Source organism: Aquiflexum balticum DSM 16537 (assembly GCF_900176595.1).
GTDB lineage: Bacteria > Bacteroidota > Bacteroidia > Cytophagales > Cyclobacteriaceae > Aquiflexum > Aquiflexum balticum.
The window spans coordinates 5,721,242-5,744,351 of record NZ_LT838813.1; the positions used below are offsets into that span (position 1 = coordinate 5,721,242).

Annotated in this window: 19 protein-coding genes; 11 read left to right on the forward strand and 8 right to left on the reverse strand. The window is 38.3% G+C overall.

What is annotated here, in order from left to right:
* Positions 1 to 20: 20 nt before the first annotated feature.
* The 3 genes from B9A52_RS24310 to B9A52_RS24320 all read right to left on the reverse strand — a co-directional run bounded on the left by B9A52_RS24310 (position 21) and on the right by B9A52_RS24320 (position 7,224).
* Positions 21 to 1,727, reverse strand: coding sequence for a RagB/SusD family nutrient uptake outer membrane protein (locus B9A52_RS24310; RefSeq protein WP_084123156.1), 1,707 nt, complete (start codon positions 1,725 to 1,727; stop codon positions 21 to 23).
* 28 nt (positions 1,728 to 1,755) lie between these two features.
* Positions 1,756 to 4,968, reverse strand: coding sequence for a SusC/RagA family TonB-linked outer membrane protein (locus tag B9A52_RS24315; protein WP_172805278.1), 3,213 nt, complete (start codon positions 4,966 to 4,968; stop codon positions 1,756 to 1,758).
* A 450-nt stretch (positions 4,969 to 5,418) separates the two neighbouring features.
* On the reverse strand, positions 5,419 to 7,224 hold the full coding sequence (locus tag B9A52_RS24320) for a tetratricopeptide repeat protein (RefSeq protein WP_084123158.1): 1,806 nt from the start codon (positions 7,222 to 7,224) through the stop codon (positions 5,419 to 5,421).
* Positions 7,225 to 7,290: 66 nt separating this feature from the next.
* Here B9A52_RS24320 and B9A52_RS24325 point away from each other — a divergent pair, with 66 nt between their 5' ends.
* Positions 7,291 to 7,509 carry a PspC domain-containing protein gene (locus B9A52_RS24325; protein ID WP_084123159.1) on the forward strand — a complete coding sequence of 73 codons (219 nt, stop codon included), beginning with the start codon at positions 7,291 to 7,293 and terminating at the stop codon, positions 7,507 to 7,509.
* On the opposite strand, the gene B9A52_RS24330 is transcribed toward B9A52_RS24325, so the two are convergent.
* On the reverse strand, positions 7,506 to 8,510 hold the full coding sequence (locus B9A52_RS24330; protein WP_084123160.1) for a glycosyltransferase family 2 protein: 1,005 nt from the start codon (positions 8,508 to 8,510) through the stop codon (positions 7,506 to 7,508). The two genes, B9A52_RS24325 and B9A52_RS24330, sit on opposite strands and share 4 nt — an antisense overlap.
* Positions 8,510 to 8,842 carry a YbaB/EbfC family nucleoid-associated protein gene (locus tag B9A52_RS24335; protein WP_084123161.1) on the reverse strand — a complete coding sequence of 111 codons (333 nt, stop codon included), beginning with the start codon at positions 8,840 to 8,842 and terminating at the stop codon, positions 8,510 to 8,512. Before B9A52_RS24335 ends, B9A52_RS24330 begins: the two co-directional genes overlap by 1 nt.
* Before the next feature lie 208 nt (positions 8,843 to 9,050).
* On the opposite strand from B9A52_RS24335, the gene B9A52_RS24340 reads away from it, so the two are divergent.
* Positions 9,051 to 9,332 carry a hypothetical protein gene (locus B9A52_RS24340; RefSeq protein ID WP_084123162.1) on the forward strand — a complete coding sequence of 94 codons (282 nt, stop codon included), beginning with the start codon at positions 9,051 to 9,053 and terminating at the stop codon, positions 9,330 to 9,332.
* 27 nt (positions 9,333 to 9,359) lie between these two features.
* Here B9A52_RS24340 and hisS read toward each other — a convergent pair whose 3' ends face one another.
* On the reverse strand, positions 9,360 to 10,727 hold the full coding sequence (gene hisS, locus B9A52_RS24345) for a histidine--tRNA ligase (protein WP_084123163.1): 1,368 nt from the start codon (positions 10,725 to 10,727) through the stop codon (positions 9,360 to 9,362).
* A gap of 91 nt (positions 10,728 to 10,818) precedes the next feature.
* On the opposite strand from hisS, the gene B9A52_RS25920 reads away from it, so the two are divergent.
* The gene (locus B9A52_RS25920; RefSeq protein WP_172805279.1) at positions 10,819 to 10,962 is read left to right on the forward strand and encodes a hypothetical protein; all 144 of its coding nucleotides are present in this window, start codon (positions 10,819 to 10,821) and stop codon (positions 10,960 to 10,962) included.
* Between the two features lie 152 nt (positions 10,963 to 11,114).
* Here the strand turns inward: B9A52_RS25920 and B9A52_RS24350 are convergent, their stop codons facing one another.
* Positions 11,115 to 11,615, reverse strand: coding sequence for a metallophosphoesterase family protein (locus tag B9A52_RS24350; protein ID WP_084123164.1), 501 nt, complete (start codon positions 11,613 to 11,615; stop codon positions 11,115 to 11,117).
* 79 nt (positions 11,616 to 11,694) lie between these two features.
* On the opposite strand from B9A52_RS24350, the gene B9A52_RS24355 reads away from it, so the two are divergent.
* Both B9A52_RS24355 and B9A52_RS24360 read left to right on the forward strand, forming a co-directional pair.
* Positions 11,695 to 12,105 (forward strand): rhodanese-like domain-containing protein, encoded by a 411-nt coding sequence (locus B9A52_RS24355; RefSeq protein ID WP_084123165.1) that lies wholly within the window; start codon positions 11,695 to 11,697, stop codon positions 12,103 to 12,105.
* A gap of 120 nt (positions 12,106 to 12,225) precedes the next feature.
* Positions 12,226 to 13,203, forward strand: coding sequence for a pyruvate dehydrogenase complex E1 component subunit beta (locus B9A52_RS24360; RefSeq protein WP_084123166.1), 978 nt, complete (start codon positions 12,226 to 12,228; stop codon positions 13,201 to 13,203).
* Between the two features lie 133 nt (positions 13,204 to 13,336).
* Here the strand turns inward: B9A52_RS24360 and B9A52_RS24365 are convergent, their stop codons facing one another.
* Positions 13,337 to 15,850, reverse strand: coding sequence for a TonB-dependent receptor domain-containing protein (locus B9A52_RS24365; protein WP_084123167.1), 2,514 nt, complete (start codon positions 15,848 to 15,850; stop codon positions 13,337 to 13,339).
* A gap of 266 nt (positions 15,851 to 16,116) precedes the next feature.
* On the opposite strand from B9A52_RS24365, the gene B9A52_RS24370 reads away from it, so the two are divergent.
* From B9A52_RS24370 to B9A52_RS24395, 6 genes are all read left to right on the forward strand, one after another.
* Positions 16,117 to 17,187, forward strand: a complete 1,071-nt coding sequence (locus tag B9A52_RS24370) for a sensor histidine kinase (protein WP_084123168.1) — start codon at positions 16,117 to 16,119, stop codon at positions 17,185 to 17,187.
* On the forward strand, positions 17,184 to 17,924 hold the full coding sequence (locus tag B9A52_RS24375; protein ID WP_084123169.1) for a LytR/AlgR family response regulator transcription factor: 741 nt from the start codon (positions 17,184 to 17,186) through the stop codon (positions 17,922 to 17,924). Before B9A52_RS24370 ends, B9A52_RS24375 begins: the two co-directional genes overlap by 4 nt.
* Positions 17,925 to 18,108: 184 nt before the next feature.
* Positions 18,109 to 18,585, forward strand: coding sequence for a nucleoside deaminase (locus B9A52_RS24380; protein WP_084123170.1), 477 nt, complete (start codon positions 18,109 to 18,111; stop codon positions 18,583 to 18,585).
* 19 nt (positions 18,586 to 18,604) lie between these two features.
* Positions 18,605 to 19,135 carry a hypothetical protein gene (locus B9A52_RS24385; protein WP_084123171.1) on the forward strand — a complete coding sequence of 177 codons (531 nt, stop codon included), beginning with the start codon at positions 18,605 to 18,607 and terminating at the stop codon, positions 19,133 to 19,135.
* Between the two features lie 128 nt (positions 19,136 to 19,263).
* Positions 19,264 to 20,526: an NAD(P)/FAD-dependent oxidoreductase gene (locus tag B9A52_RS24390; RefSeq protein WP_084123172.1), complete on the forward strand. Its 1,263-nt coding sequence runs from the start codon at positions 19,264 to 19,266 to the stop codon at positions 20,524 to 20,526.
* 76 nt (positions 20,527 to 20,602) lie between these two features.
* The gene (locus B9A52_RS24395; RefSeq protein ID WP_317045527.1) at positions 20,603 to 23,077 is read left to right on the forward strand and encodes a TonB-dependent receptor plug domain-containing protein; all 2,475 of its coding nucleotides are present in this window, start codon (positions 20,603 to 20,605) and stop codon (positions 23,075 to 23,077) included.
* Positions 23,078 to 23,110: the final 33 nt, after the last annotated feature.

Here is a 23,110-nt window from a genome sequence, read left to right on the forward strand (position 1 = left end):
TAAATAAATGAATTCAAATATTAATAACCTGGGTTTTGCTGGATATTTCCTAAGCTTTGGTTAACCACAAATTCAGGGATTGGTAAGTATTCGTCTTTGCCGGTCCTGAAAGTTGCTCCTGCTAAGTGAGTTCTAATCTGGCTTTCTCTGGCAAGGAATTCTGACATTGTTGGACCAACAGTTCCCCATCTTACCAAATCATAGAATCTATGACCTTCCATGGCAAGTTCCAAATACCTTTCAAATCGAACAGCTTTTCTAGCCAAATCCTTATCAGACCATGGGGCTGTATACAATTCAATTTGGTAATTGGCCTCAGGTTGACCTGCAGCATTAGTCACTACAGTTGAAGCTTTTGCTCTGGCCCTTACTTCATTGACGTATTCCTGTGCTTTACTCAAACTTCCTATTTCTACCTCACATTCCGCTGCCATCAACAAAAGATCGGCATATCTCATGACAATTTGGTTTTTACCCAATTGACCTTGTCCCCAACTTCCGGGCACAAAGAATGGTCCAACCTCATCTCTCCACTGAATATGCTTGTTAGGCAACCATGGTCCACCGTTTGCAAGCTGTCTGATCCAAGTAGCTGCAGCTGGTCCATAGTCTTTATAGGTAACTCCAATTCTACCTACTGTATAATCCAACCTAGGATCTAATTCACCTCGGTCAGGAAAGTCAGTTGGATTTGATTCATGGTTTTTAACATTAACTTGGTTATAAGTATCCAAAAGCGGTAATCCGCTCGAAGTCCTGTAGGCATTTACCAAACTTTGGGCAGGCTGATAGAATCCGCAGCATCCAACAGGACCATCATTATGAGGATTTGTCAATTCCAATTCCACATTGGAATTGGCACCACCTGTTCCGTCACCGACAGTATATTGGATGGAGAAAATAATTTCCTTACCATTCTCAAATTGTCCTCTAAATACATTTTTAAAATCCGCTTCCAAACCATATTTTGTTCCGTTGCTGGTTGTTCCGTTGGCAATAATCTGGTCAAACAGTGCTTTGGCTTCTGTGTATTTGTTCTGGTACAAATAAGCTTTTGCAAGAAAAGCCATGGCAGTCCACTTATTTACCCTGCCGATTTGAGCCTGAGTATTTGGGAGGTTATCCATAGCATATTTCAAATCCTCTTCAATATTAGGATATATATCCACGGTATTCACGATGGACCTATATTGCTCAGTAGTAATTACAGTTTCATCTACATAAGCAACGTTCTTGTAATTCCTAGCTGCTTCGAAGTGAAGAAAACCCCTTATAAATCTCGCTTGAGCAAGAATGTTGGTTTTCCTGTCAGCAGGAATATCTTCGGTTGCATTTGCCAATCTAATGGTAATATTTGCCATACCGATACCATCATAGATTGCTCTCCATTTGTTGGTAGCGGATGGGCTTGAAGGTAATACCTCAAATCTTTCTACAGGGTTGATTTCAGTTGCCTGATCGAGTGCCTCTGAACCTTTATAGGCATCATCCGATCGTACACCGCCCCATAACCAGTTATTAGGACCTGTATACCATGCACCAATCTGTTTTCCCTGAAGTGCCCGATAAGCGACTAATAGAGATCCATTCACACCATTTTCATTGGCAAGCGCATTTTCGGATATGGAGCCCAACGGCGGCCTATCCAAGAATTCTTCGCTGCATGAGGAAATCACGCTTGATGCAGCTACGAAGAACATCAGAAAATATATTATTCTACTTTTCATAATTATCTTTTCTTTATTAATGATTTAATTAAAACCCTACGTTGATACCAACAATGAACGTTCTTGGGGCAGGTGTCCTAAATTGATCAACTCCCATTTGCAATTCACTGTTACCCAAGATTCCGATATCCGGATCCGGACCTGAGTAATTTGTAAATGTAAACACGTTCTGACCTTGAACATATATCCTTGCTCTGTACATTCCCAATCTTTCGATTTGTGCCATTGGGAAAGTATAACCTATCTGCATCTGTCTTACTCTTAAGAAAGATCCATCTTCTACGTACCATGAATTGGAAATAGCACCTGAGAAAGTATCATTTGCATTCAATATTGGCATACTTGCTCCTCTATTTTCCGGAGTCCAAGTATCATACAATACATCAGTATGGTAACCACCTTCAAATCCTCTTAGGTGCGTACTCCACTTGGTGTAATTATAGATTTGGTTGCCCTGATTCCAGAATAGGAATGTTTGGAAATCCCAATTTTTATAATTGAATCCAATGTCCATACCCATTTGGAATTTAGGAATTGGGTTTCCGATAAAGGTTTGGTCATCACCATCAATCACACCATCATTATTGATATCACGGATTTTCCAGGATCCGACTCTTTTATATGGCATATCAGCATGGGCAGTGACTTCTTCCTCGGTTTGGAATATACCATCTACCTGCCAACCCCAGAAGGATGCCAATGGACGACCTGCTTCAATTCTCTGAACATTTCCCAGACGACCTGCTCCAAACAACAAGAAGGAACTTCCTTCTGCGTCAATTTTAACTGCTTCGTTTCTGTAATGGGTAAATGTCATTCCAACATTGTAGCTCCAATCTTTACCCATTTTTCCTCTTGTGGACAAGGAACCATCAACACCTTTGTTTACCATGGTTCCAACATTTATTCTAGGCTGGCCTACATTTGGCTCCAAACCGTTTCTCTGACGCTCAACAAGCAAGTCATTGGTTGTATTGTTGAAATATTCAACTGTGAAATCCAATCTTCCTCCAAACATGGATCCATCAAGACCTACGTTGACCATTTCAGCTGCTTCCCATTTAGTACTTGGATTACCCACCACGCTAGGTCTGTACCCAATCTGGGGTAAGCCATTTGTACCTGCTATATCATAGGCTGTGCCATTCAAACTAGCACCAAAGAAAGAATAGGCGTTAGCTGCACTCACGTTTCTTTGGCTACCCATTTGGCCCCAACCCCCTCTTAGTTTCAATTCATCAAACATGGTAGCCGATTGCATAAATGATTCCTCAGAAATTCTCCATCCAAATCCAAATGCAGGGAAAACACCCACTCTGAAATCCGGTCCAAATACAGAGGCCTCATCTCTTCTTAAAGTAGCGCTGAATAAATATTTATCCATCAATTGGTATTCTGCTTTACCAAAAATAGAAGACAGTGTTCTTGGAGTTCCCGGAGCGCCACTATTTTGGGGAAGGTTTTTACCCGTATTAATTGACCTGAAATCAGGATCGTTGAAATCATAATCTACCCTGCTTGCACTTAAGAATCTTCCTTGTTCAAAAATTGCTTCTGTGGCACCGAACAATTTGATGACATGTTTGTCACCGATATTTAAATTGTACTGCAAACTGTTGGTCCATGTCCAAGAGGTGAATGAATTGAAATACTCGCTATAGGCATTGTTTCTAATTGGCTCTGCTTTCTCAGGAGTTATCCATGTAAAGTTGTACCCATTTCCATATCTCTGATCTATACCAAAAGAGGTTGATGCAGTTAGATTTTTTGTCAAATGGAGTTGTGCATATGCATTTCCAAATAGGGTAATGCCTCTAAACTTATTGTCTCTATTTCGGGGCAATACTGCATGCGCAGTCAAAGTCTGACCTGCACCTCCTATGGACGTTCCTGCAGGATTTCCATTAATATCTTGCAAAGGAATAAAAGGAGCAGCTCTTGTAGCCAAGTACCAAGGGTTCTGTCCTTCATTGTTAAAATCAAGTCCGCCTGAAAGGTTGTTTGGATCTGATGAAGAACCAAATTGATCAACAAATGCCAATTGGAAGTTTTCACCTATTGTAATCCATTTTTTAGGACTGAATCTGGTATTTGCTCTTAGGGTTGTCCTTTGAAGACCTGTCTCTCTGAAAACCCCATCAGAACTAAAATAATTTAGACCCATCGAATAGCTTCCCTTATCCGTACCACCAGTTGCGCCAATCTGATGCATGTGAATGATACCATTTTGAGCAGCATCCCTGTGCCAATCTGTTCCTGGGCTTGTTTCTGCAATTTGATAAGTGTTTTCAAAACTAAATGGATCCCAATTGTACCTATCAAAGTCAGGATTAGTTGCTTCTCCTGGTCTGGCATTGACATCCATATTGGATACTAAATATTGTGGTATACCATTTTGGAAGATTCTACTGTTGAATGGAATTCCTGCTCCTTCAGCTGCCCTAATAAGATGTTCTCTATATTCTTCAGTATTCAACATGGTTGGATAAACCCTGTTTGGTAGAGACTGGAAACCAACATAAGAATCATAAGTCAGGTTGGTTTTTCCTGAAGTACCTTGTCTTGTAGTCACCACAATAACTCCGTTTGCAGCCCTTGATCCATATATGGAGGCAGAAACCGGATCTTTAAGTACCTGAACTGATTCGATATCCTGAGGGTTGAGTGCATTGGCATTATCTGTTGGCACGCCGTCAATGACATAAAGCGGATCATTATTACCAAAAGAAGTAAAACCTCTGATCCTCACTTTTGCAGCTGCACCCGGTGCACCTGTACCTGAAACAGTTACACCTGCGGCCCTACCCTGAAGCATGTTACCAAGTGTAAAACTTGGTTGCTGTAAAGTTGTTTTGGTGTTTACCACTGAAACTGAACCGACAATATCTCTTTTTCTTTCAGAGGTATAACCGGTAACAATAACCTCATCCAATCCCAGTAGGGATTCCTCAAGGGTAACATTGATTTCACTCCTGTTTCCTACAACTTCTTCCCTGGATACATATCCAATAAAGGAGAAAACAAGGATGCTTTCATTTGAAGGTACATAGATGGAGTAATTTCCATCTATATCAGTTACGACCCCCGTGCCAGTTCCTTTTACAAGGACACTTACGCCAGGAATACCGTCGCTAAATTCATCAATAACCCTTCCGGTTACTGTCGTTTGAGCCAACACTGTCGCGCTGGAAAGAACTAAGAGTAATATGAATACACTTAGGCTTTTGTAAAATTTTTCCATAAACATAGATTGATTGGGTAATAATTATTAATCGATTTTTTGTTGCAATAATTTAATAAACTTTTGGTGCAAACGATTGCAGGTTCCTGCAAAATAATTGCAATAGTTTTTCTGAATCTGGGAACAAAATCCGGGAACTATTGCTGATTATACCTTGACATTTTTCATGTCTACCATTTGTGACTTTGATTTAAAAATCAAAGTGCTAAGTTTTTAGTGCTAAAACGATTTCATAGCAATTAAAAAAAATAGATTACTATACCATAGGCGATGAATTTTGGGTTATTATTTTAAATCTTCTTATACATATAAATTCGACCAAGCGAATATTATTTGGCAGAATAAGTGATTAATAAATTTATCAATTATAAATAAATTTAATTTGCTTTACAAGGTTGAAATATAAGTATAAATCAAAAAATCAAAAACTTTTTGTTAAAAATCATTAATCTATTCAAGTTTTTTTTCTGACCTGAAAAGTCCAATAAAATCTTGTTCCTCAAAATATGCTTTGAAATTGATATCCCTCAAGGCCCTTTCTCTAAGGTATTCACTTCGCTCAATTGATTTTGAAAGATTCTCAATCATCCCAATCTTATCCCCTGATAATGAAGCCACTAATGCCAATCCATAAAAACCGTATCCCGAACTTCTATCCACCTGTACACATTCTTCAAAAGATTCCAAAGCCATTCGATAGTCCTCTGTAAGAAAATAAGCCAATCCCTTATTAAAAAGATTTTCTTCATTTTCCTTTGCCCTGTTCAATCTGATAGTGGCCAACTTATAATCACCATTGATAATATCAAGTGCCCCTCTTACTCCTTCATTATAGGACAAAAACGAATCAGATTCATCCCGCTCCAATGCCGAAGCCTCTGAAACAGCAATATAGGCATCAAAATAATCTCCTCTCAGAATATAGGCCCTACCTATATTATGTAACGAAACCGAAGTGGTCTTGATCCTGTTGGCCTGCTTAAACATATTAATAGCGTTAGTGATCAATACATTCTTTTCCCTAACGTCTAGTTCCCTTTGAGCCCTGTTTAAATATACCACTCCTAGATTATTGAAAGCCAATTCCGAAGGATAAAGCTCTGTCAATTTTAAAAATATGGCTTCCTTTTCCTCCAATCTCTTTGCAGTCTGACCTGCAAAGATCAGGTGGTCCTGGGTCAATCCATCCAAAGGTTCCCCGTTATTGAGTAAGGCAAATACACTGGCTGAAATTTCCAGGTTATTGAATCGCGTGTCTTCCAATAATACTGAGACTTTGGCTGCATTGAGTTTTGGAAATAAATCCCTGGATATATTTCTGTAGGAATCCAACCTTTGCAATTCCTGAAGTTGAGATGAAAAATCCCGTTGATTCAATAAAACATTATAGACTGCTTCTTTTTGTACCGGGCTTATACCCTGATAATCACTCAAGAGCAAACGCAGGTCAAACCAATCCTCGGATCTAAAATCAGTTTCAATTTTTGCGCCTTTCAATAAGCCGCTTTCCTGCAACTGATCAGTTATAAACTCTGCTCTTTTTAAAGCTAAGCCTTTGATATTATCCTGGGCGGATGGAGAATTTAGTCCTGTTATGGTTACCCTGCTGATTTTTTTGCCTTTTTCTCCCAAAATAAAAAAATCCTTAACGGCGGTGGGCAACACCGGAGCTGACCGGACTGAACTTCCCGGTGAAAAAGGTATTGTAAATTCCCGACTGTCTAAGGATTTTTGATCTGAAAATTCTTTTTCCATATAAACCCCGATTTCTGGAATTGGCTGATCAGGAATTACTTGGCCTATTCTGGTAAGCAGCGGTGAAGTTTCCAATCCTGCAGCGAGGGTTTTGGAAGGAGACTGATAGACATTGTTTTTCTTTTCGACCAAACCTTTAATCACTAAATCCCCTCTTTCCATTCCAGGCAAATAGGGGAAAACAAAACTGTTATCTATTCTCGCAGAAATAAGATTCTGGGTATAAACTCCATCAAAAGGCACTATTTCTCCAAATCTAAGGGAACCCTCGCCATATAAATATTCAGGATACAATACAATCCGGACGTCTTTTTTCAAAAATTCCAATGGTATAGCCCCTTCAATCCTAAATCTTACCGAATCTCTGTGCAACTCTAAAATCTCAGGCTTGGCATAAACCCCTTCAAGCAAACTATCATAAATATTGATTTTGGGGCTACAAGAGCCGAAGACAAAAATCAGAATCAATAGAAGAAAATATTTTTCAGTAATTTTAAACATTTGGCATTCAATTAGATTATTGAAAATAAATTATTACTTTTAATTGTAAATTACAAACCAGCTATTATGAATGAGATTAAATTGTTTTTCGAGGAACGAGCTTTTGGGGTTTGTTCCAAATTGGGTGAGAAACTGCATTTTCCTATAGACAGTATCCGACTGTTTTTTATTTATAGTTCTTTTATTACACTTGGATCACCGATCATTGTTTATGTCAGCATGGCTATGTTGATGAAAGTTAGGAAATACTTGAGGAAAATGAACAATCCAATATTATTTGATTAAATTTTGCCGAAGGTTTTCTGTCCTCTGATAAAATAATCCCACAAAATGGATCTCTTCCTACGAATAGATATTTGTTCAGGCAATTTTGAAGCCAATACATGTTTATTCCCTGAATTTTTCATTTTGTGAAAAGCCAAATGAGCCTTGAGGACTTCTTTTGAATCTTGAATATTCCCATTTAGAAGAAAAGAAAGTGCAGCAATGGCATCCAATATCACACGGAAAAGATAGATTTTTATAAATCTCTTTTTCGAGGTATTTTTATGCAGCATCAAAAGATTATTCCTAAAGTTAAGATGTGTTTTGAAAGGATTGCTTCTTGATAAAGTTGCTCCTCCAACATGCCATACCTTTACACCTCCTAAATAGCCTATTTTATATCCCTTTGATCTGATGCGCCAGCAAATGTCGATTTCTTCCATATGGGCAAAAAATCTTGAATCAAAGCCTCCCACCTCATGAAAAACAGAGGCCCTGATGGCCATACAGGCACCTGATGCCCAATCCACCTGAATTTCGTTATTATATTGGCCTTCGTCTTTTTCTATAGTACTGAAAATTCTTCCCCTACAATACGGATATCCTAAACTATCTATAAAACCACCTCCTGCCCCTGCATAATCAAAAAAATCAGGGTTTTGAAAAGAAAGTATTTTAGGCTGTAACGCAGCATATTCACTCTTTCTATCCAGCCAATCAATCAGATCTTTATCCCAGCCAGGACTTACATCTACGTCGGAGTTTAGCAAAATGTAATATTCAAAACCTCCTTCAAGTTGGGACAAGGCCTTGTTGTACCCTCCGGTAAAACCGGAATTTTCAGAAAAACTCAACAACGTCAATCCGGGAAACTCCGATTTCACAAACTCCACAGAGCCATCATTACTGGCATTATCTGCGATAATGATTTCGAACTGAGAATGGCTTATAACAGAAGGGAGAAATTTGCGGAGCATTTCTTTTCCGTTGTAATTTAATATGACAACAGCTGCCTTCTGCATCAAAACATATTTCCGAAGTCCATTCCCGGAATATTTGGCATCATACCATCAGTGGCAGACTTCAGTTCCTCTTTGATCTTTACCTCAATTTGCTCCAGTGCTTTATTGGTGGCAGCCACAATAAGATCACTCAACATTTCTTTATCCGACAGATTGACAATAGAATCATCCATTTCAATGGAAATCACATTTCTGTTTCCATTCACGGTTACCTTCACCATACCTGCACCGGATTCACCCTCAGCTTTGAGATAAACGAGTTTTGACTGGGCATCCTTGATTTTGGCCTGTGCCTCTTTTACTTTATTCATGATACTCATTATATCAAACATATCATCATCTTTAGTTTGGTGCAAATATAAAGGATTTCATTTCAGTATATAGTTTTGATTATACTTGGGTTTTGATCTGTCGATTGATTTATATCAAAACTATATTTTATTTATAGAAATTATTAACAAATTTTATATATATTATGAAACATTTTTCAGTCAATTCCGATTCTTTGACTAATCCTGTAAACTTCTAACTAAGATATTTATGAAACTCGTCGAAAAAATAACCAAAGAACAAATCCTTGATTTAAAATTTTGTAAAAAAGAAGTTTTGGAAGATGACATGGCCAGGAGAAAAAGAAATTTTGATTTGATGCGGGCACAGGCTTTGGGTAATCTTCTTAGGAGTAAAGTAAATATCACTTTCGAAACTGCCGATGAAAAAGTCTATCAGGTCAATACCACCGTTTGGGCAGTAGGCAATCAGTTTGTTTCTTTAAAATGCAATACCTATATCCCCATCAATGCTATCCTTGAGGTCGATTGACACTATTAATACGGGACAAGATCCAATTTATACAAACCTTTTTATCAACTCATCAAGCAACATGGATTCCTGAACTCCTGTTTTTAGGTTTTTTAGGCTAATTGATCCTTCGTTGATTTCATTATCCCCCAAAATGATTACAAAAGGAATTTCCTTTTTATCGGCATAGGTGAACTGCTTTTTGATTTTTGCCATTTCCGGATAAAGTTCCGAAGAAACACCATTGTTTCTCAAGGCATTCAAAACTTTAAGTCCGTATTCAAATCCATTCTTGTCGAAATGGGTAATCAGAACCTTGGTTTGATCCAGGCTTTCTACAGGAAAGATTCCCAATTCTTCCATCACATCATATAACCTGTCCACTCCAAATGAAAATCCTACTCCGGAAACACCCTCAAGTCCAAATACCCCTGTAAGATTATCATATCTTCCTCCACCACTTACTGAACCAATAGAAACATTATTGACTTTAACCTCGAAAATAGCCCCTGTATAATAGGATAGCCCTCTTGCCAAAACCACATCAAAATCAATGTTGCTTTCGTTTTCCCCATAAGCCTGCAAGAGATTAAATACTTCTCCTAACTCCTCCAAACCTTTAATTCCGATTTCTGATGCCGCTAGAAATGTTTTCAAAAACTCAAGTTTCTCTCCGTTTGATTTCTTAAGGTCAATGACAGGTTCCAATTGTTTTATGGCATTTTGCCCAAAATTCCTTTGTACCAATTCTTCCTGTACCTTTTCCCAACCTATTTTATCCAATTTATCTATTGCTACACACAAATCCCCTTCCCTTCCTTTTTCCCCAATGACTTCAGATATTCCTGTGAGAATTTTTCTGTTGTTTATTTTGATGCTGTAATCCGTAATACCCAAATTCACAAAAACTCTTTTGATCATGAGAAGAATTTCAAGTTCACAGACAAGGCTGTCAGTCCCGACTACATCTGCATCACATTGATAAAATTCCCTGTACCTTCCTCTCTGAGGTCTGTCCGCTCTCCATACCGGCTGGATCTGAAACCTTTTGAAAGGAAAAGTGATGTCATTGCGGTTCATCACCACATACCTTGCAAAAGGAACGGTAAGGTCATAACGTAGACCTTTTTCTGATACCTTTGGCAATACTGTCCCTGTACCTAGCTGCAGATCTTCTGCATTGACATTTTTAAGAAAATCCCCACTGTTTAATATTTTAAAAAGCAATTGATCTCCCTCATCCCCATACTTGCCCGTCAAGGTGCTGAGATTCTCCATAGCCGGAGTTTCTAATTGCTGAAACCCAAAAATTTTAAAGGTATCCTTGATGGTATCCAAAATAAAATTTCTTCTGGCCATTTGAATGGGGCCAAAATCCCGAGTTCCTTTTGGTAAGCTTGGTTTCTGAACAGACATGTTTTATTTTTAATTTTGGCCAAAGTTAAGTAAAATCAAAATTTTATTTTAATTTTGCACCTCATTTGAGACAACATAAACAGATAAGACGATGGCTGTTACTACTTTAAAAAGAAAATTAAGAAGAAAGAGACAAGGTCAAACTACCAGAGTTATTAAAATCAAACAGTTGAGTGCCAAGCCGGTAATCAAAAATGTGGATATTGAAGAATTGAAAAAAAGCTTCGATAAATAATTCAGACCGCTCTTTAACAAGCAATAAAGAGGGCAATGTTTTACACATTGCCTTTTTTATTTGTTCTATCTCCAGATAATCTCCTGAGACTGAAATATTTTTTCTAAAATAGAGAAAGGGCTTAAAAAAACTGCCCTGAATAAAAAACCTGTTCATTTCCCTCTTTTTCCCAATTCCACAACCCTGAGGTTTTGAATTTTACCTTTTTCCAAATCAAATAACAACATTGTCCTGACAACATGAAAACCCTGTTGTCCAATGGCACCTGGATTCATATACAGACAGTTGATGCTTCTATCAAACTCCACTTTACAAATATGAGAGTGGCCGCATACAAACAACCCGGCTTGATTTAGCTTGATTTTCTCTTTTATTCCCTTGGCATATCGGGGAGGTTTACCGGCAATGTGTATCATCCCTACACGGACTCCTTCCAACTCAAACCAAATTTCCTCAGGAAACAATTGCCTCGCAGATTGACCATCAATATTCCCTGTTATGATTCTTCTGGTTTTATCCTGAGGAAGATATTCCAAAATATTTAAATCCCCGATATCCCCTGCATGCCATATTTCATCTACTTCGATCAAATGATCAAGGACTTTTTGGTCAATATATCCATGAGAATCCGAAATAAGGGCGATTTTTTTCATTTTGAAACTTAGTAGTAGAATATTGAGTAAATTTGAAGTGGAAATAAATAATTTCGAAGAATTTTAAAACTACAAAAAAATGAACAGTTTGAAGAAAAGGATTTTGATGATCGCATTGATAGTTTTCAGTGGATCTTTTCAGGTAATTCAAGCCCAAGAAGGAGCTCCTAAACTAAGTCCAAAAGAATTTCAGGATCAGGCCAATAAAAAGAAGAAAAACGTAATCCTCGATATCAGAACTCCTGAAGAAACTGCGGAAGGTTATATTGAAGGTGCAGTTTTCGTTGATTTTTTGGCTGGGGATTTTGAAGAGAAAATCAGCAAGCTAAATAAAAAGAAAACCTATTTTGTGTATTGCCGGTCCGCAAAAAGAACTATACCCGCCACTGAAAAGATGATGGCGATGGGATTTAAAAAGGTCTACATGCTCGAAGGCGGACTCAACAACTGGATGGAAAATGATATGCCTATCACCAAACCCAAGAATTAATCTTTAATCTCATCCTGTTTTTACCAAAAAAACAAAAACAAAATATCTGGTCTGCAATCAAAACTAGTTTTGGATTTGAGGGATTACTTCCTATTTTTACGAACGAAAATATTGTTTATAATGAGAATAATTCAATTTAGAGAAGCATTGAGAGAGGCCATGTCCGAAGAAATGAGACGCGATAAAAATGTGTTTCTCATGGGCGAGGAAGTGGCCGAATATAATGGAGCTTATAAGGTTTCACAGGGTATGCTGGATGAATTCGGTCCGGATAGGGTTATTGATACGCCAATTGCCGAACTTGGATTTTCCGGTTTGGGAGTAGGTGCTGCAATGAATGGTTTAAGGCCCATAATTGAATTTATGACCTTCAATTTTTCTTTGGTGGCCATTGATCAGATCGTCAATTCTGCTGCTAAAATGCTGGCCATGTCTGGTGGGGCATATAATGTACCTATTGTATTCCGAGGAGCTACAGGAAATGCCGGACAATTGGGAGCTACCCACTCTTCCAATTTTGAGAATTGGTTTGCCAATACACCTGGCTTAAAAGTAGTGGTACCCTCCACCCCCTATGATGCCAAAGGTTTGCTAAAAGCGTCTATTAGAGACAACGACCCTGTGATCTTCATGGAATCCGAACTCATGTACAGTGATAAAGGCGAAGTTCCTGAAGGCGAATACCTGCTTCCAATTGGAGTAGCAGACATTAAAAGAAAAGGGAAGGATGTCACCATTGTCTCTTTTGGGAAAATCATGAAAGTGGCTTTGGAAGCAGCTGAAGAACTTGCCAAAGACGGCATTGAAGCCGAAGTCATTGATTTGAGGTCTGTAAGGCCTATAGACTATGCAACAGTTGTGGAATCTGTTAAAAAAACAAACAGATGTGTGGTGGTAGAAGAAGCAAATCCATTGGCAGCAATTTCTTCTGAAATCGCTTATCATCTTCAGAGAAATGCCTTCGATTACTTAGATGCTCCTGTTATCAGGGTAAACTCCATGGACATACCATTGAGTTATGCACCTACTTATATTGAGGCCACTTTACCTAATGTAAAAAGAACCCTTGAAGCAGTAAGACAGGTAATGTATAAGTAATATCCTTTTTTGAGTTGATGGCTTTTCCTTATAAAAAAGTAGGATGTAAGGAAGTTATCAAAAAAATAAGAAAAAACCGCACGGTAGGCCGTGCGGTTTTTTTAATAACTATTACCCAATCAACTAATCTGTTTTAGTTGTTATTTATTATAGCTCCGGAATTCCCATCGCCACCTTCTTTTAAGTCATCATTACTGACTCCTCTTTTCTTTCTCCTTGGGCCGTCAACACTCAACTTTCCAATTCTGTAATTGAAATTGATTTTGAAGTTCATGTTTTTCAAACCAACTGTACTTTTTTGCATAATAGTCGGCGTGTACAATTCATTCTCGATAATGAATACTTTGGTGAAAAAGTTTTCAGCTCCGAAACCGATTGATCCTCGCTTTTCATTGAACTGCTTGTTGAAATTCAATCCATAAACCCCAAATCCTCCTGAAGTCCCCTGAAGCTCTACCCTTCTGCCTCTTGCAAAAGTAAAGCCTTGAATTTGCCAATCTTTTGGAAGTGTATAATTCGCAAATAACCTTCCACTTAATACAAAGCCATCATTGGAAGCTGCATATAAGGGATCTTCAATTCCATTGTCCAACCTGGCATAATATCCATCAACACTTCCGTTCAATGAGAATTTTCCTGAAAGATTGATGTTGGAAAATATCGATAAACCATAAGCTTTTTCCTGACCAATATTTTCGAAGGTAGTGAAGATGATATCATCCTCAAGAACTGACCTGATAGGTTGTATAGACCCACTAGTATTTCTGAAAAAACTGGTAAAGTTGATCATCGAACCCTTCACAAAAGTGCTATAGGAAACTTCATAATTGTCTGTCATTTCAGGTTCCAACAAAGGATTACCTTGTGTAATTTGTCTTGGATTGGCTGCGTTGATGTTTGGGTTCAAGAAGTTCAATGACGGTCTTTGCACCCTCCTGTTGTAGGCAGCTTTGATCATGTTGCCTTTTTCCAGTTTCCTGCTCAAATTCACACTTGGCACCCATACGCCAAAGGATGGAATGTCAGCAGGTAAATCCGAGTTTTTGAAATCAGCACTGATACTGGTGTACTCATATCTCATACCACCTTTGAAGGTGTAATTCTTTAAGAAATTGGTCATATATGAGACATAACCTGCAGTTACATTCTGATCGTAGGTGAATTCATTGGAGAAAATAACATCGTCCACTTCGACGAATTCACCATCAGGACCTTCGGCAGTAAAGTAAGCAAAGTCACTCTCTGCTTTTCTTAGGATATTTTTAGCGCCGTATTCCAAAATCTGCCCATTGGCCAAAGGTGTAACATAATCCAATTGAACTGTAAATTCACGGTTGATCCCTTGGTTCAAATTTTTAACCCTGCTTGCAATGGTCTCAAATGAATTGTCATAAAGGCTGTTGATAAAGTCATTGGTGAGATTTCCCTGACTGTAAAGACCTGAGACACTGAATTCCTTGCCTTTTTTCTCATAAGTCTTGGTGTAGTTGTAGTTGACATCAATGTTGTTTGAAAGATTTGCAACATTTACATCCATAAGGGTAGAATTGATTAACAACTCTTCAGCAAATGTTTCTGTAGACAAACCGTCCTGTAGGTTTTTCATATTCCTCAAGCCAAAACTTACTGAAGCTGTCATGAAATTGTATTTGTTGATTTCATAATCCCAACCAAAATTATACCTACCAAACATCATTTGATTCCTGGTATCAGCATTCTGATTTACCCTTACCTGAGATCCATTTGAGTTGGTTATATACTGTTCGTTTTCAAAAAACCCAAGAATATTATATCCCGCTCTTCCAAAACCTCCCAAAGTCCAGGACATTTTGTTTTGTTTGAGACTTGCGTTGATGCCAAGATTTGATCCTCTGTATCCTACGCTGCTATTGATGTTCAATGAAGCACCTACAAGGTTGTTTTTCTTGGTGATGATATTGATCACACCACCTGTTCCTTCTGCGTCATACTTTGCTGACGGGGAAGTAATCACTTCTATGGATTTGATCTCTTCTGCAGGTATTTGTTTCAATGCTTCTGCCACATTAGTCGCGACTATAGCTGACTGCTTACCATTCAACAAAACCAGAATACTGCTACTTCCTCTCATGGAAACATTTCCATCCAAATCAACCGATAGCATAGGAACCCTTCTCAAAACATCGGTTGCATCACCTCCCACCAAGGTCTTATCATTTTCGGCATTGTAAATAGTCCTATCCACTTTCTCCTCAATCAAATCACGCTGCCCCATTACGGTGACTTCCTGAAGGGCCACAGCGTCCTGCACCAAAGCCAAAGTTCCCAAGTTGATCGTTGAATTGGTTTCAGTTACTGTCAAAATCTCTGATTTTAGATTTTCAAAACCCAGAAAACTTATCACCACCTGATATTTCCCATTTCCAAAATTGGAAATAACAAATTCTCCATCAAATCCAGCTACTGCACCTGCCAGATTGGTGCCACTCTCTATCTCAACTAGGGAAACGGCTGCATAAGGGACAGGATCCCCGGTACCTTTTTCTGTGATTTTGCCTGAAATTTTATAAATGGGTTTTTCAGGCTCACTATTTTGGGCAGAAACTCTTTGAGTTGTAACACTCAGGGCAAGAGTCACTAGAAATAATAGTTGGAATAAATTTTTCATTATGATAAGTTTTTATAATTCTGTGGATAGTTTACAGCAACAAAGGAATACTAATGTGAAATCAAAAAAAAACTAACTAGACCGTGGCAGGGATTGTCTCGACCAATTGCCGACTTTGAAGGATGAAAAGATCCTATCACCACCCCTCCCGAATTTAATCTTTCCAAACCCTAGTTTGGTCGAGTGAATCCCTTATTTGGTAGATCATTTTATGTAAACCGCAAAATTTTATTTTAGTTTACAAAAAAATCACTTATATTATAATAATGCAGGATTCAGCTATTAAGAAAAATATTCCAATCCTAATTCACATCCTTGGATGGTCTTTGGTGGGTACAGTGGTCTTTGTACTTTCCCCGCTATCAATAGGTGTGGAAAGACCGATGGAGTTTTGGATCAAACAGGGATTCATGTTTTCGATGCTTATAGGAATATTCTACTTTAATTATTTTTACCTCATCCCAAAATTTCTTTTTGCCAATAAAATCTCCATGTTCCTTATCATCAACCTTGTAGGAGCCTTTACTTACGTGGGAATTCTGATTGTCTTTGATGATTATACCAATATGCAGGAATTGATGCATAAAGCTTTCAGACCGGATGCAACCTATGTCCCAAAACCAAGAAACCTTTATTGGGACGTATCAAACATGCTGATTTTTTTTATGTCAGTTGGGTTCAGTACAAGTATTGTTACAGTCCAAAAATGGCAGGCTGATGAAAAAGTCCGGTTTCAACTGGAACAGGAAAGAACCAATTCAGAACTTTCTTATCTTAAAGCACAGATAAATCCCCATTTCTTTTTCAACACGCTGAACAATATCTATGCATTAACCAATATAGATGTTGAAAAAGCCAAAACCGCCCTGCTTAAATTAAGTAGGATGATGCGGTATGTGTTGTACGAAACTGAAAAAAACCATACACTACTGACCAAAGAACTGGATTTTATCAAAGATTATATTGAATTGATGAGAATGAGGCTTTCCTCAAAAGTGAAATTAGATATCAATATTCCCGAAAAGATTGAAGAAGCCGAAATTGCCCCTATGCTTCTTTTGCCATTTATCGAAAACTGTTTCAAACACGGTATCAGTTCTCAGCATGAAAGTAAAATCAGTATATCCCTGGAAAAAATAGGAAACGAGTTGATTCTGGGCACACAAAACAGTATCTTCAGATCAACTGAAAATACACCGGAAGGAGAAGCCAGTGGAATAGGATTAGTAAACACTACCCGAAGGTTGGACCTGCTTTATCCCGGAAATCATGAACTTAAAATTGAGGGAACTGATGATAATCATTACACGGTTCTTCTCAAGATAAATTTAAAATGAAAATCAAGTGCATTGCAGTAGATGATGAACCTTTGGCATTGGAACTTGTTGCCAAATTTATTGAACAGACTTCTTTTCTTGTTTTAGAAGCGAAATTTGACAATGCTATTCAGGCATTGGGTTATCTGAACCAAAATGACATTGATCTGGTGTTTTTGGACATTCAAATGCCGGACCTTTCAGGAATGGAACTGGCCAGAATTCTGGATGGTAAAAATTCTGAAAAAAAACCCAGAATTATATTCACTACTGCCTATAATCAGTTTGCCATTGAAGGATATAAGGTAGATGCCTTGGACTATTTGTTGAAACCGTTCAGTTATGAGGAATTTTTGAAAGCTGCTACTAAGGCTTACCAATATTATGACAATTCATCAAACCTATCCAAGGATAAAAAAGAGAATCAGAAGGCTCAAGACTATATTTTTTTAAAAGTAGAATACCAATTGGTCAAAGTATTGCTCAAGGAAATTACCCATATTGAAGCCTACAAAGATTATGTGAAAGTTCATTTAGAAGGAAAGCCAAACCCGCTTTTATCTTTAACGAGTATGAAAAACATGGAAGAAATTCTTCCTTCAGAGAATTTCATGAGAATTCACCGTTCTTTCATTATCAACTTGGACCATATAGATTCTGTGTCCCGAAATATTGTTCACATCGGAAATCATCAGATATCGGTAAGCGACAATTATAAAGATGCATTTTTGGAGTTTATCAATAAATGGCTCAATTGACAAATTAAACTAAAAAAGTATAATGTGAATTTTCATGAATTAAATAAGAATTAATTTAAAATTTAATTCTTAAAAATATACTTTTTCTATTAATTTCAGATTAAAATTCTGAACAAATTCATCTCTAAGCCGTAAATCCAGTAGTTGCAAAAGCGGCAATTCTTTACTTTGTAAAGCAAATCATATGACAGAAGAGCAAAAATTCCTGATGAAGAAGGCTATAGATTTATCACGATCAGGGATGGAAGCAGGGAAAGGAGGTCCTTTTGGTTGTGTAATTGCCAAAAATGGCAAAATTATAGGTCAGGGATCAAATTCCGTATTGGAAACCAATGATCCAACAGCCCATGCAGAAATTGTAGCCATAAGAGATGCCTGCCGTAACCTCAATAGTTTTCAGTTGGAAGGATGCGAAATATTTGCCTCCTGTGAACCTTGTCCAATGTGTCTCGGAGCAATCTATTGGGCCAGACCTTCCAGAGTTTTTTTCGCCAATACCAAAAAGGATGCAGCCATTGCCGGTTTTGACGATGATTTTATCTATGGAGAACTGGAATTGGAAAATGAAAAAAGAAAAATCCCTTTTTCGCAAATTATGCAGGAAGAAGCGTTTAAAGTATTTCAGGATTGGATCGCAAAAGGAAATAAAATTTTATATTAAATAACAAAATACAAGAATTATGAAAAAGTTAATCGTATTCACTATGGGTATTGCACTACTTAGCGCTTGCGGAAGTGAAAAATCTGTAGAGGAAAGGTATGTTTATGAAGAAGGCAAGGTCGTAGATGTAGAATCCGGAGACCAATACATGATGGAGGAGGAAGGTGCAATCACAGTAATCCATACAGATGGCACGAAAGAAAAACTCGCCATAGATGAGACCCCATTTTATGAAACAGCGCTTTCCGAAGAATATATCAAATCCCTTGAATCCAACTATGCAGAAAGAAAACAAAAGCTTCTGGAAAAAAAGAAAGAAGAGTTGAAAGCAAACAGGAGATCCAGATATGCGGAAATTTCCGACGAGGAATTGCTTGAACAATTTCAGCAAGCTCATAAGGATGGTTTGGACATAGGTAGACAGATTGATATGGTAGCCGAATTAATTGACCGAGGTACCATCTCAGAAGAAGAGGCTCCTGAATATTTGGAAATGGATCCGGAGTTGATTGATTTTGATATAGATATAGAAAAACCCGGTGAAAATTAATCTCCAACCTACTCAAAATTAAAATCCTCCAAGTTTGGGGGATTTTTTTTATTGTGATTTTAATCACTAAAAATTCATTTTAACCGGAGTAAATTTATACAATTGATTTAACCTAAAAACTCAAACCCATGAGCCACTCCCAAATATTGATCATTGGCGGGGGCACTGCAGGAATTACCGTAGCAGCCCAACTTATCAGAAAAGATAAAAGCCTGAACATCTCAATCCTGGAACCTTCCGAAAAACACTATTACCAGCCCGCTTGGACATTGGTAGGTGCAGGAACCTATAAATTTGAAGATACTGAAAGGTCAGAAGCTAGGTATATCCCAAAAGGAGTTACTTGGGTCAAGGACAAAGCCACAGAATTGAATCCTGAAAAAAACATGGTGAAGACAGCCAAATCAGGGGATATTACCTATGATTTTTTGGTCTTGGCACCAGGGCTGATCATGGCACCTGAATTACTCCCCGGACTTTCCGAAGCAATGGACAAAGGGGTCGTTTGCAGCAATTACACCAACCCAAACCATACCTGGGAGGTATTGCAGAATTTTAAAGGTGGAAATGCAGTTTTTACGCAGCCCACTACCCCGATCAAATGCGGTGGTGCTCCCCAAAAAATCATGTACCTCGCAGAGGAATATTTCAGAAAATCTGGTGTGAGAGACAAAACCAAGGTGATTTTTGCTACTCCCGGCACAGTGATTTTTGGTGTAGAGGTCTTTGCCAAAACCTTGAACAAAATCATTGCCGACAGAGATATCATCCTTAAGACCTTCTATGCCCCTGTCAAAATAGACAGCGCCAAACAAGAGATTACTTTCAAGTATATCAAGGGTGATTTTGATGAATATTCCAAAAAACTAGATGCCCGAATCATGGAAAAAATGAGTGGTGAAACTGAGATCACCATCCACTATGACATGCTTCATATTGCTCCACCACAGCAGGCACCGGATTTTGTCAGGAATTCAACCGTATCGATGAAAGAGGGGCCTGGAAAAGGATGGGTGGATGTAGATATCAATACCTTACAGCACCTTAGATTCCCAAATGTATTTTCCCTTGGTGATGTGGCTGCCTTACCGACTGCCAAAACAGGGGCTGCCGTGAGAAAACAAGCTCCCGTAGTCGTGGGTAATTTACTTCACTTGATGAAAACCAAGAAGGTTGGTGATATGAAATACGAAGGTTATTCCTCCTGCCCTTTAGTGACTGGATACAGCAAAATGGTGTTGGCAGAATTTAAGTATGATAATGTCAGAGACAGTGACCCACTCATCTCCACTTTTGTAGATACCAGCAAAGAGCAGTATAGCATGTGGCTGCTCAAGAAATACGTCCTCCCAAGAATGTATTGGGATATGATGCTGAGAGGTAGAGCCTAAGATTAAAAAAACCCGGTAATCCCCGGGTTTTTTATTTTTCAAATAATCAAAGAAGCAGGGGCATTAATCTTTGCCCATGTTCCATATCCATAAACTCCAATTATATTTGCCTCGTCTTTGGAACATGGTCAGTAAGATGAGAATTTTGATTTTAGTAGTTATTGTATGTTTATATGCTCAGGTTGGTTTTGGTCAGGTTTTGACAGTTCTGGATTTTGAATCCAAAAAACCCTTGGAGATGGTTGCTGTTATCAATCAAAAATACAAACTGGCTGTTTATACTGACGGCCAAGGAAATGCCGAAATCTCTGCCTTTAAGGATTTTGAAAAAATTGAACTCAGGCTTTTTGGTTATACACCTTTGATACAAAGTTTTTCCGAGCTATCAGACCTGAATTTCATAGTTTACCTCAATCCAAGTCTTATCAACCTACAGCAGGCGGTTGTCTCAGCCACAAGATGGTCACAAAATCGCCAGGAAATCCCCGCCCGTATCACCACCATCACTAAAGAGGAAAGAGATTTGCTCAACCCACAAACCGCAGCTGATCTATTGGGGATTTCCGGTGAAGTGTTTATCCAAAAAAGTCAGCAAGGAGGCGGAAGCCCAATGATTAGGGGATTTTCCACCAATAGATTGCTCTATTCAGTGGACGGAGTGCGCATGAACAGCGCCATTTACAGAAGTGGGAATCTCCAGAATGTGATTTCTCTTGATCCCTTTGCTATAGAAAGCACTGAAATATTTTTTGGCCCAGGCTCTATTATTTATGGAAGTGATGCTATCGGGGCGGTCATGAGTTTTCAAACTTTACAGCCTGAATTTTCGGAAACAGAGAAAATGAAACTTTCAGGAAATGCCAATCTAAGAACCACTACAGCAAATAATGAAAAAACAGGTCATTTCCATTTGAAATATGGCAATAAAAAGTGGGCAGGAGTAAGCAGCATTACCCATTATGATTTTGATGACCTCCGAATGGGCAGTAATGGTCCCAAGGAATTTTTGAGACCAACCTTTGTGGAAAGAATTGACAATCAGGATGTATTGGTGGAAAACCCCAATCCGAAAATTCAGGTCCCGTCAGGCTACAGTCAACTGAACCTGATGCAAAAAATCAGATTTTCACCCAATGAAAAATGGGATTTCACTTATGCTTTTCATTATTCGGAGACATCTGATTACCCTAGATTTGACCGTTTGATCAGATTCAGACCCAACGGTCAACCAAGAAGTGCAGAATGGTTTTATGGGCCACAAAAGTGGATGATGAACCATTTGAAAATTTCAAACAGTTCCCCTACAAAATATTTTGATAGTTTTCATATCAACCTTGCCTATCAGATTTTTGAGGAAAGCAGAATTGACCGAAATTTCAATAACCCCATTAGAAGAAACAGAGCAGAAAAAGTGGGGGCTTTTTCAGCGAATATGGATTTTCTGAAAAATTTAAGTTCTTCAGCTAAAATTTTTTATGGAGCGGAATGGGTCAATAATGATGTCGCCTCGATAGGATTGGATGAAGATATTGATACCGGAGAAATCAAACAGGGGCCTGCCAGATATCCTAATGCCATTTGGAATTCTTATGCCGTTTATACTACCTATCAAAAAACAATAACTCCCCAATCCCTTATCCAAACAGGCTTAAGATACAATATTTTTTCTCTTCAATCTGATTTTGAAAATAATTCGGCGTTCTATCCCCTGCCTTTCTCAACCGCCAACAATGAAAACAGTGCATTGATAGCAAATGCTGGTTGGGTTTTTACGCCAACAGGTTCCTGGATGATGCATCTGAATGCCTCCACAGGATTCAGAGCACCCAATGTGGATGATATCGGAAAGTTTTTTGATTCTGAACCTGGTACGGTTACGGTACCTAATCCTGACCTCAAGCCTGAATATGCCTATAATGTGGAATTAAATGTCAGTAAGGTTTTTGGGGATAGGGCAATGATCGATATCACGGGATATTATACCTATTTGGACAATGCCATAGTCCGAAGAAGTTTTACTTTGAGTGGTCTGGACAGTATCCTATATGATGGAGAATTGAGCAAAGTATTGGCACTCCAAAATGCATCATTTGTTCAAATCATAGGTTTACAGGCAGCACTTGAAATCAAATTTTCCAGGCTTCTCACCTTCAATTCCAAATTGAATTTGCAAAAAGGGACAGAGGAAATGGATGACGGAAATCAAAGCCCATCCCGACATGCGCCCCCGACTTTTGGGGTGACAAGATTGGAGTATAGTAAAAACAAATGGCAAATACAGCTATTTTCTGAATATTCAGGAGGATTTACTTTTGATCAGTTACCTTTGGAAGAAAGGGGCAAACCTGAACTTTATGCCCGAGATGACAATGGAAATCCCTATAGTCCTTCTTGGGCGACCATTAACCTGAAAGGATTATACCATCTTAATAAATTTGTTTCATTGAGTTTGGGATTTGAAAACCTTACTGATGTCAGGTTCAGAACATACAGTTCGGGCATAGCTGCCCCGGGAAGAAATTTCATCATTTCTTTAATGGGAAATTTTTGATTAGTTTACATGTTGGGGAAGACATCTTCCAAT

Bases quoted from the DNA above. Each gene is read 5' to 3' on its own strand.
- B9A52_RS24310 (WP_084123156.1), bottom strand. From the start codon at position 1,727: ATGAAAAGTAGAATAATATATTTTCTGATGTTCTTCGTAGCTGCATCA.
- B9A52_RS24315 (WP_172805278.1), bottom strand. From the start codon at position 4,968: ATGGAAAAATTTTACAAAAGCCTAAGTGTATTCATATTACTCTTAGTT.
- B9A52_RS24320 (WP_084123158.1), bottom strand. From the start codon at position 7,224: ATGTTTAAAATTACTGAAAAATATTTTCTTCTATTGATTCTGATTTTT.
- B9A52_RS24325 (WP_084123159.1), top strand. From the start codon at position 7,291: ATGAATGAGATTAAATTGTTTTTCGAGGAACGAGCTTTTGGGGTTTGT.
- B9A52_RS24330 (WP_084123160.1), bottom strand. From the start codon at position 8,510: ATGCAGAAGGCAGCTGTTGTCATATTAAATTACAACGGAAAAGAAATG.
- B9A52_RS24335 (WP_084123161.1), bottom strand. From the start codon at position 8,842: ATGTTTGATATAATGAGTATCATGAATAAAGTAAAAGAGGCACAGGCC.
- B9A52_RS24340 (WP_084123162.1), top strand. From the start codon at position 9,051: ATGAAACTCGTCGAAAAAATAACCAAAGAACAAATCCTTGATTTAAAA.
- hisS (WP_084123163.1), bottom strand. From the start codon at position 10,727: ATGTCTGTTCAGAAACCAAGCTTACCAAAAGGAACTCGGGATTTTGGC.
- B9A52_RS25920 (WP_172805279.1), top strand. From the start codon at position 10,819: ATGGCTGTTACTACTTTAAAAAGAAAATTAAGAAGAAAGAGACAAGGT.
- B9A52_RS24350 (WP_084123164.1), bottom strand. From the start codon at position 11,615: ATGAAAAAAATCGCCCTTATTTCGGATTCTCATGGATATATTGACCAA.
- B9A52_RS24355 (WP_084123165.1), top strand. From the start codon at position 11,695: ATGAACAGTTTGAAGAAAAGGATTTTGATGATCGCATTGATAGTTTTC.
- B9A52_RS24360 (WP_084123166.1), top strand. From the start codon at position 12,226: ATGAGAATAATTCAATTTAGAGAAGCATTGAGAGAGGCCATGTCCGAA.
- B9A52_RS24365 (WP_084123167.1), bottom strand. From the start codon at position 15,850: ATGAAAAATTTATTCCAACTATTATTTCTAGTGACTCTTGCCCTGAGT.
- B9A52_RS24370 (WP_084123168.1), top strand. From the start codon at position 16,117: ATGCAGGATTCAGCTATTAAGAAAAATATTCCAATCCTAATTCACATC.
- B9A52_RS24375 (WP_084123169.1), top strand. From the start codon at position 17,184: ATGAAAATCAAGTGCATTGCAGTAGATGATGAACCTTTGGCATTGGAA.
- B9A52_RS24380 (WP_084123170.1), top strand. From the start codon at position 18,109: ATGACAGAAGAGCAAAAATTCCTGATGAAGAAGGCTATAGATTTATCA.
- B9A52_RS24385 (WP_084123171.1), top strand. From the start codon at position 18,605: ATGAAAAAGTTAATCGTATTCACTATGGGTATTGCACTACTTAGCGCT.
- B9A52_RS24390 (WP_084123172.1), top strand. From the start codon at position 19,264: ATGAGCCACTCCCAAATATTGATCATTGGCGGGGGCACTGCAGGAATT.
- B9A52_RS24395 (WP_317045527.1), top strand. From the start codon at position 20,603: ATGTTCCATATCCATAAACTCCAATTATATTTGCCTCGTCTTTGGAAC.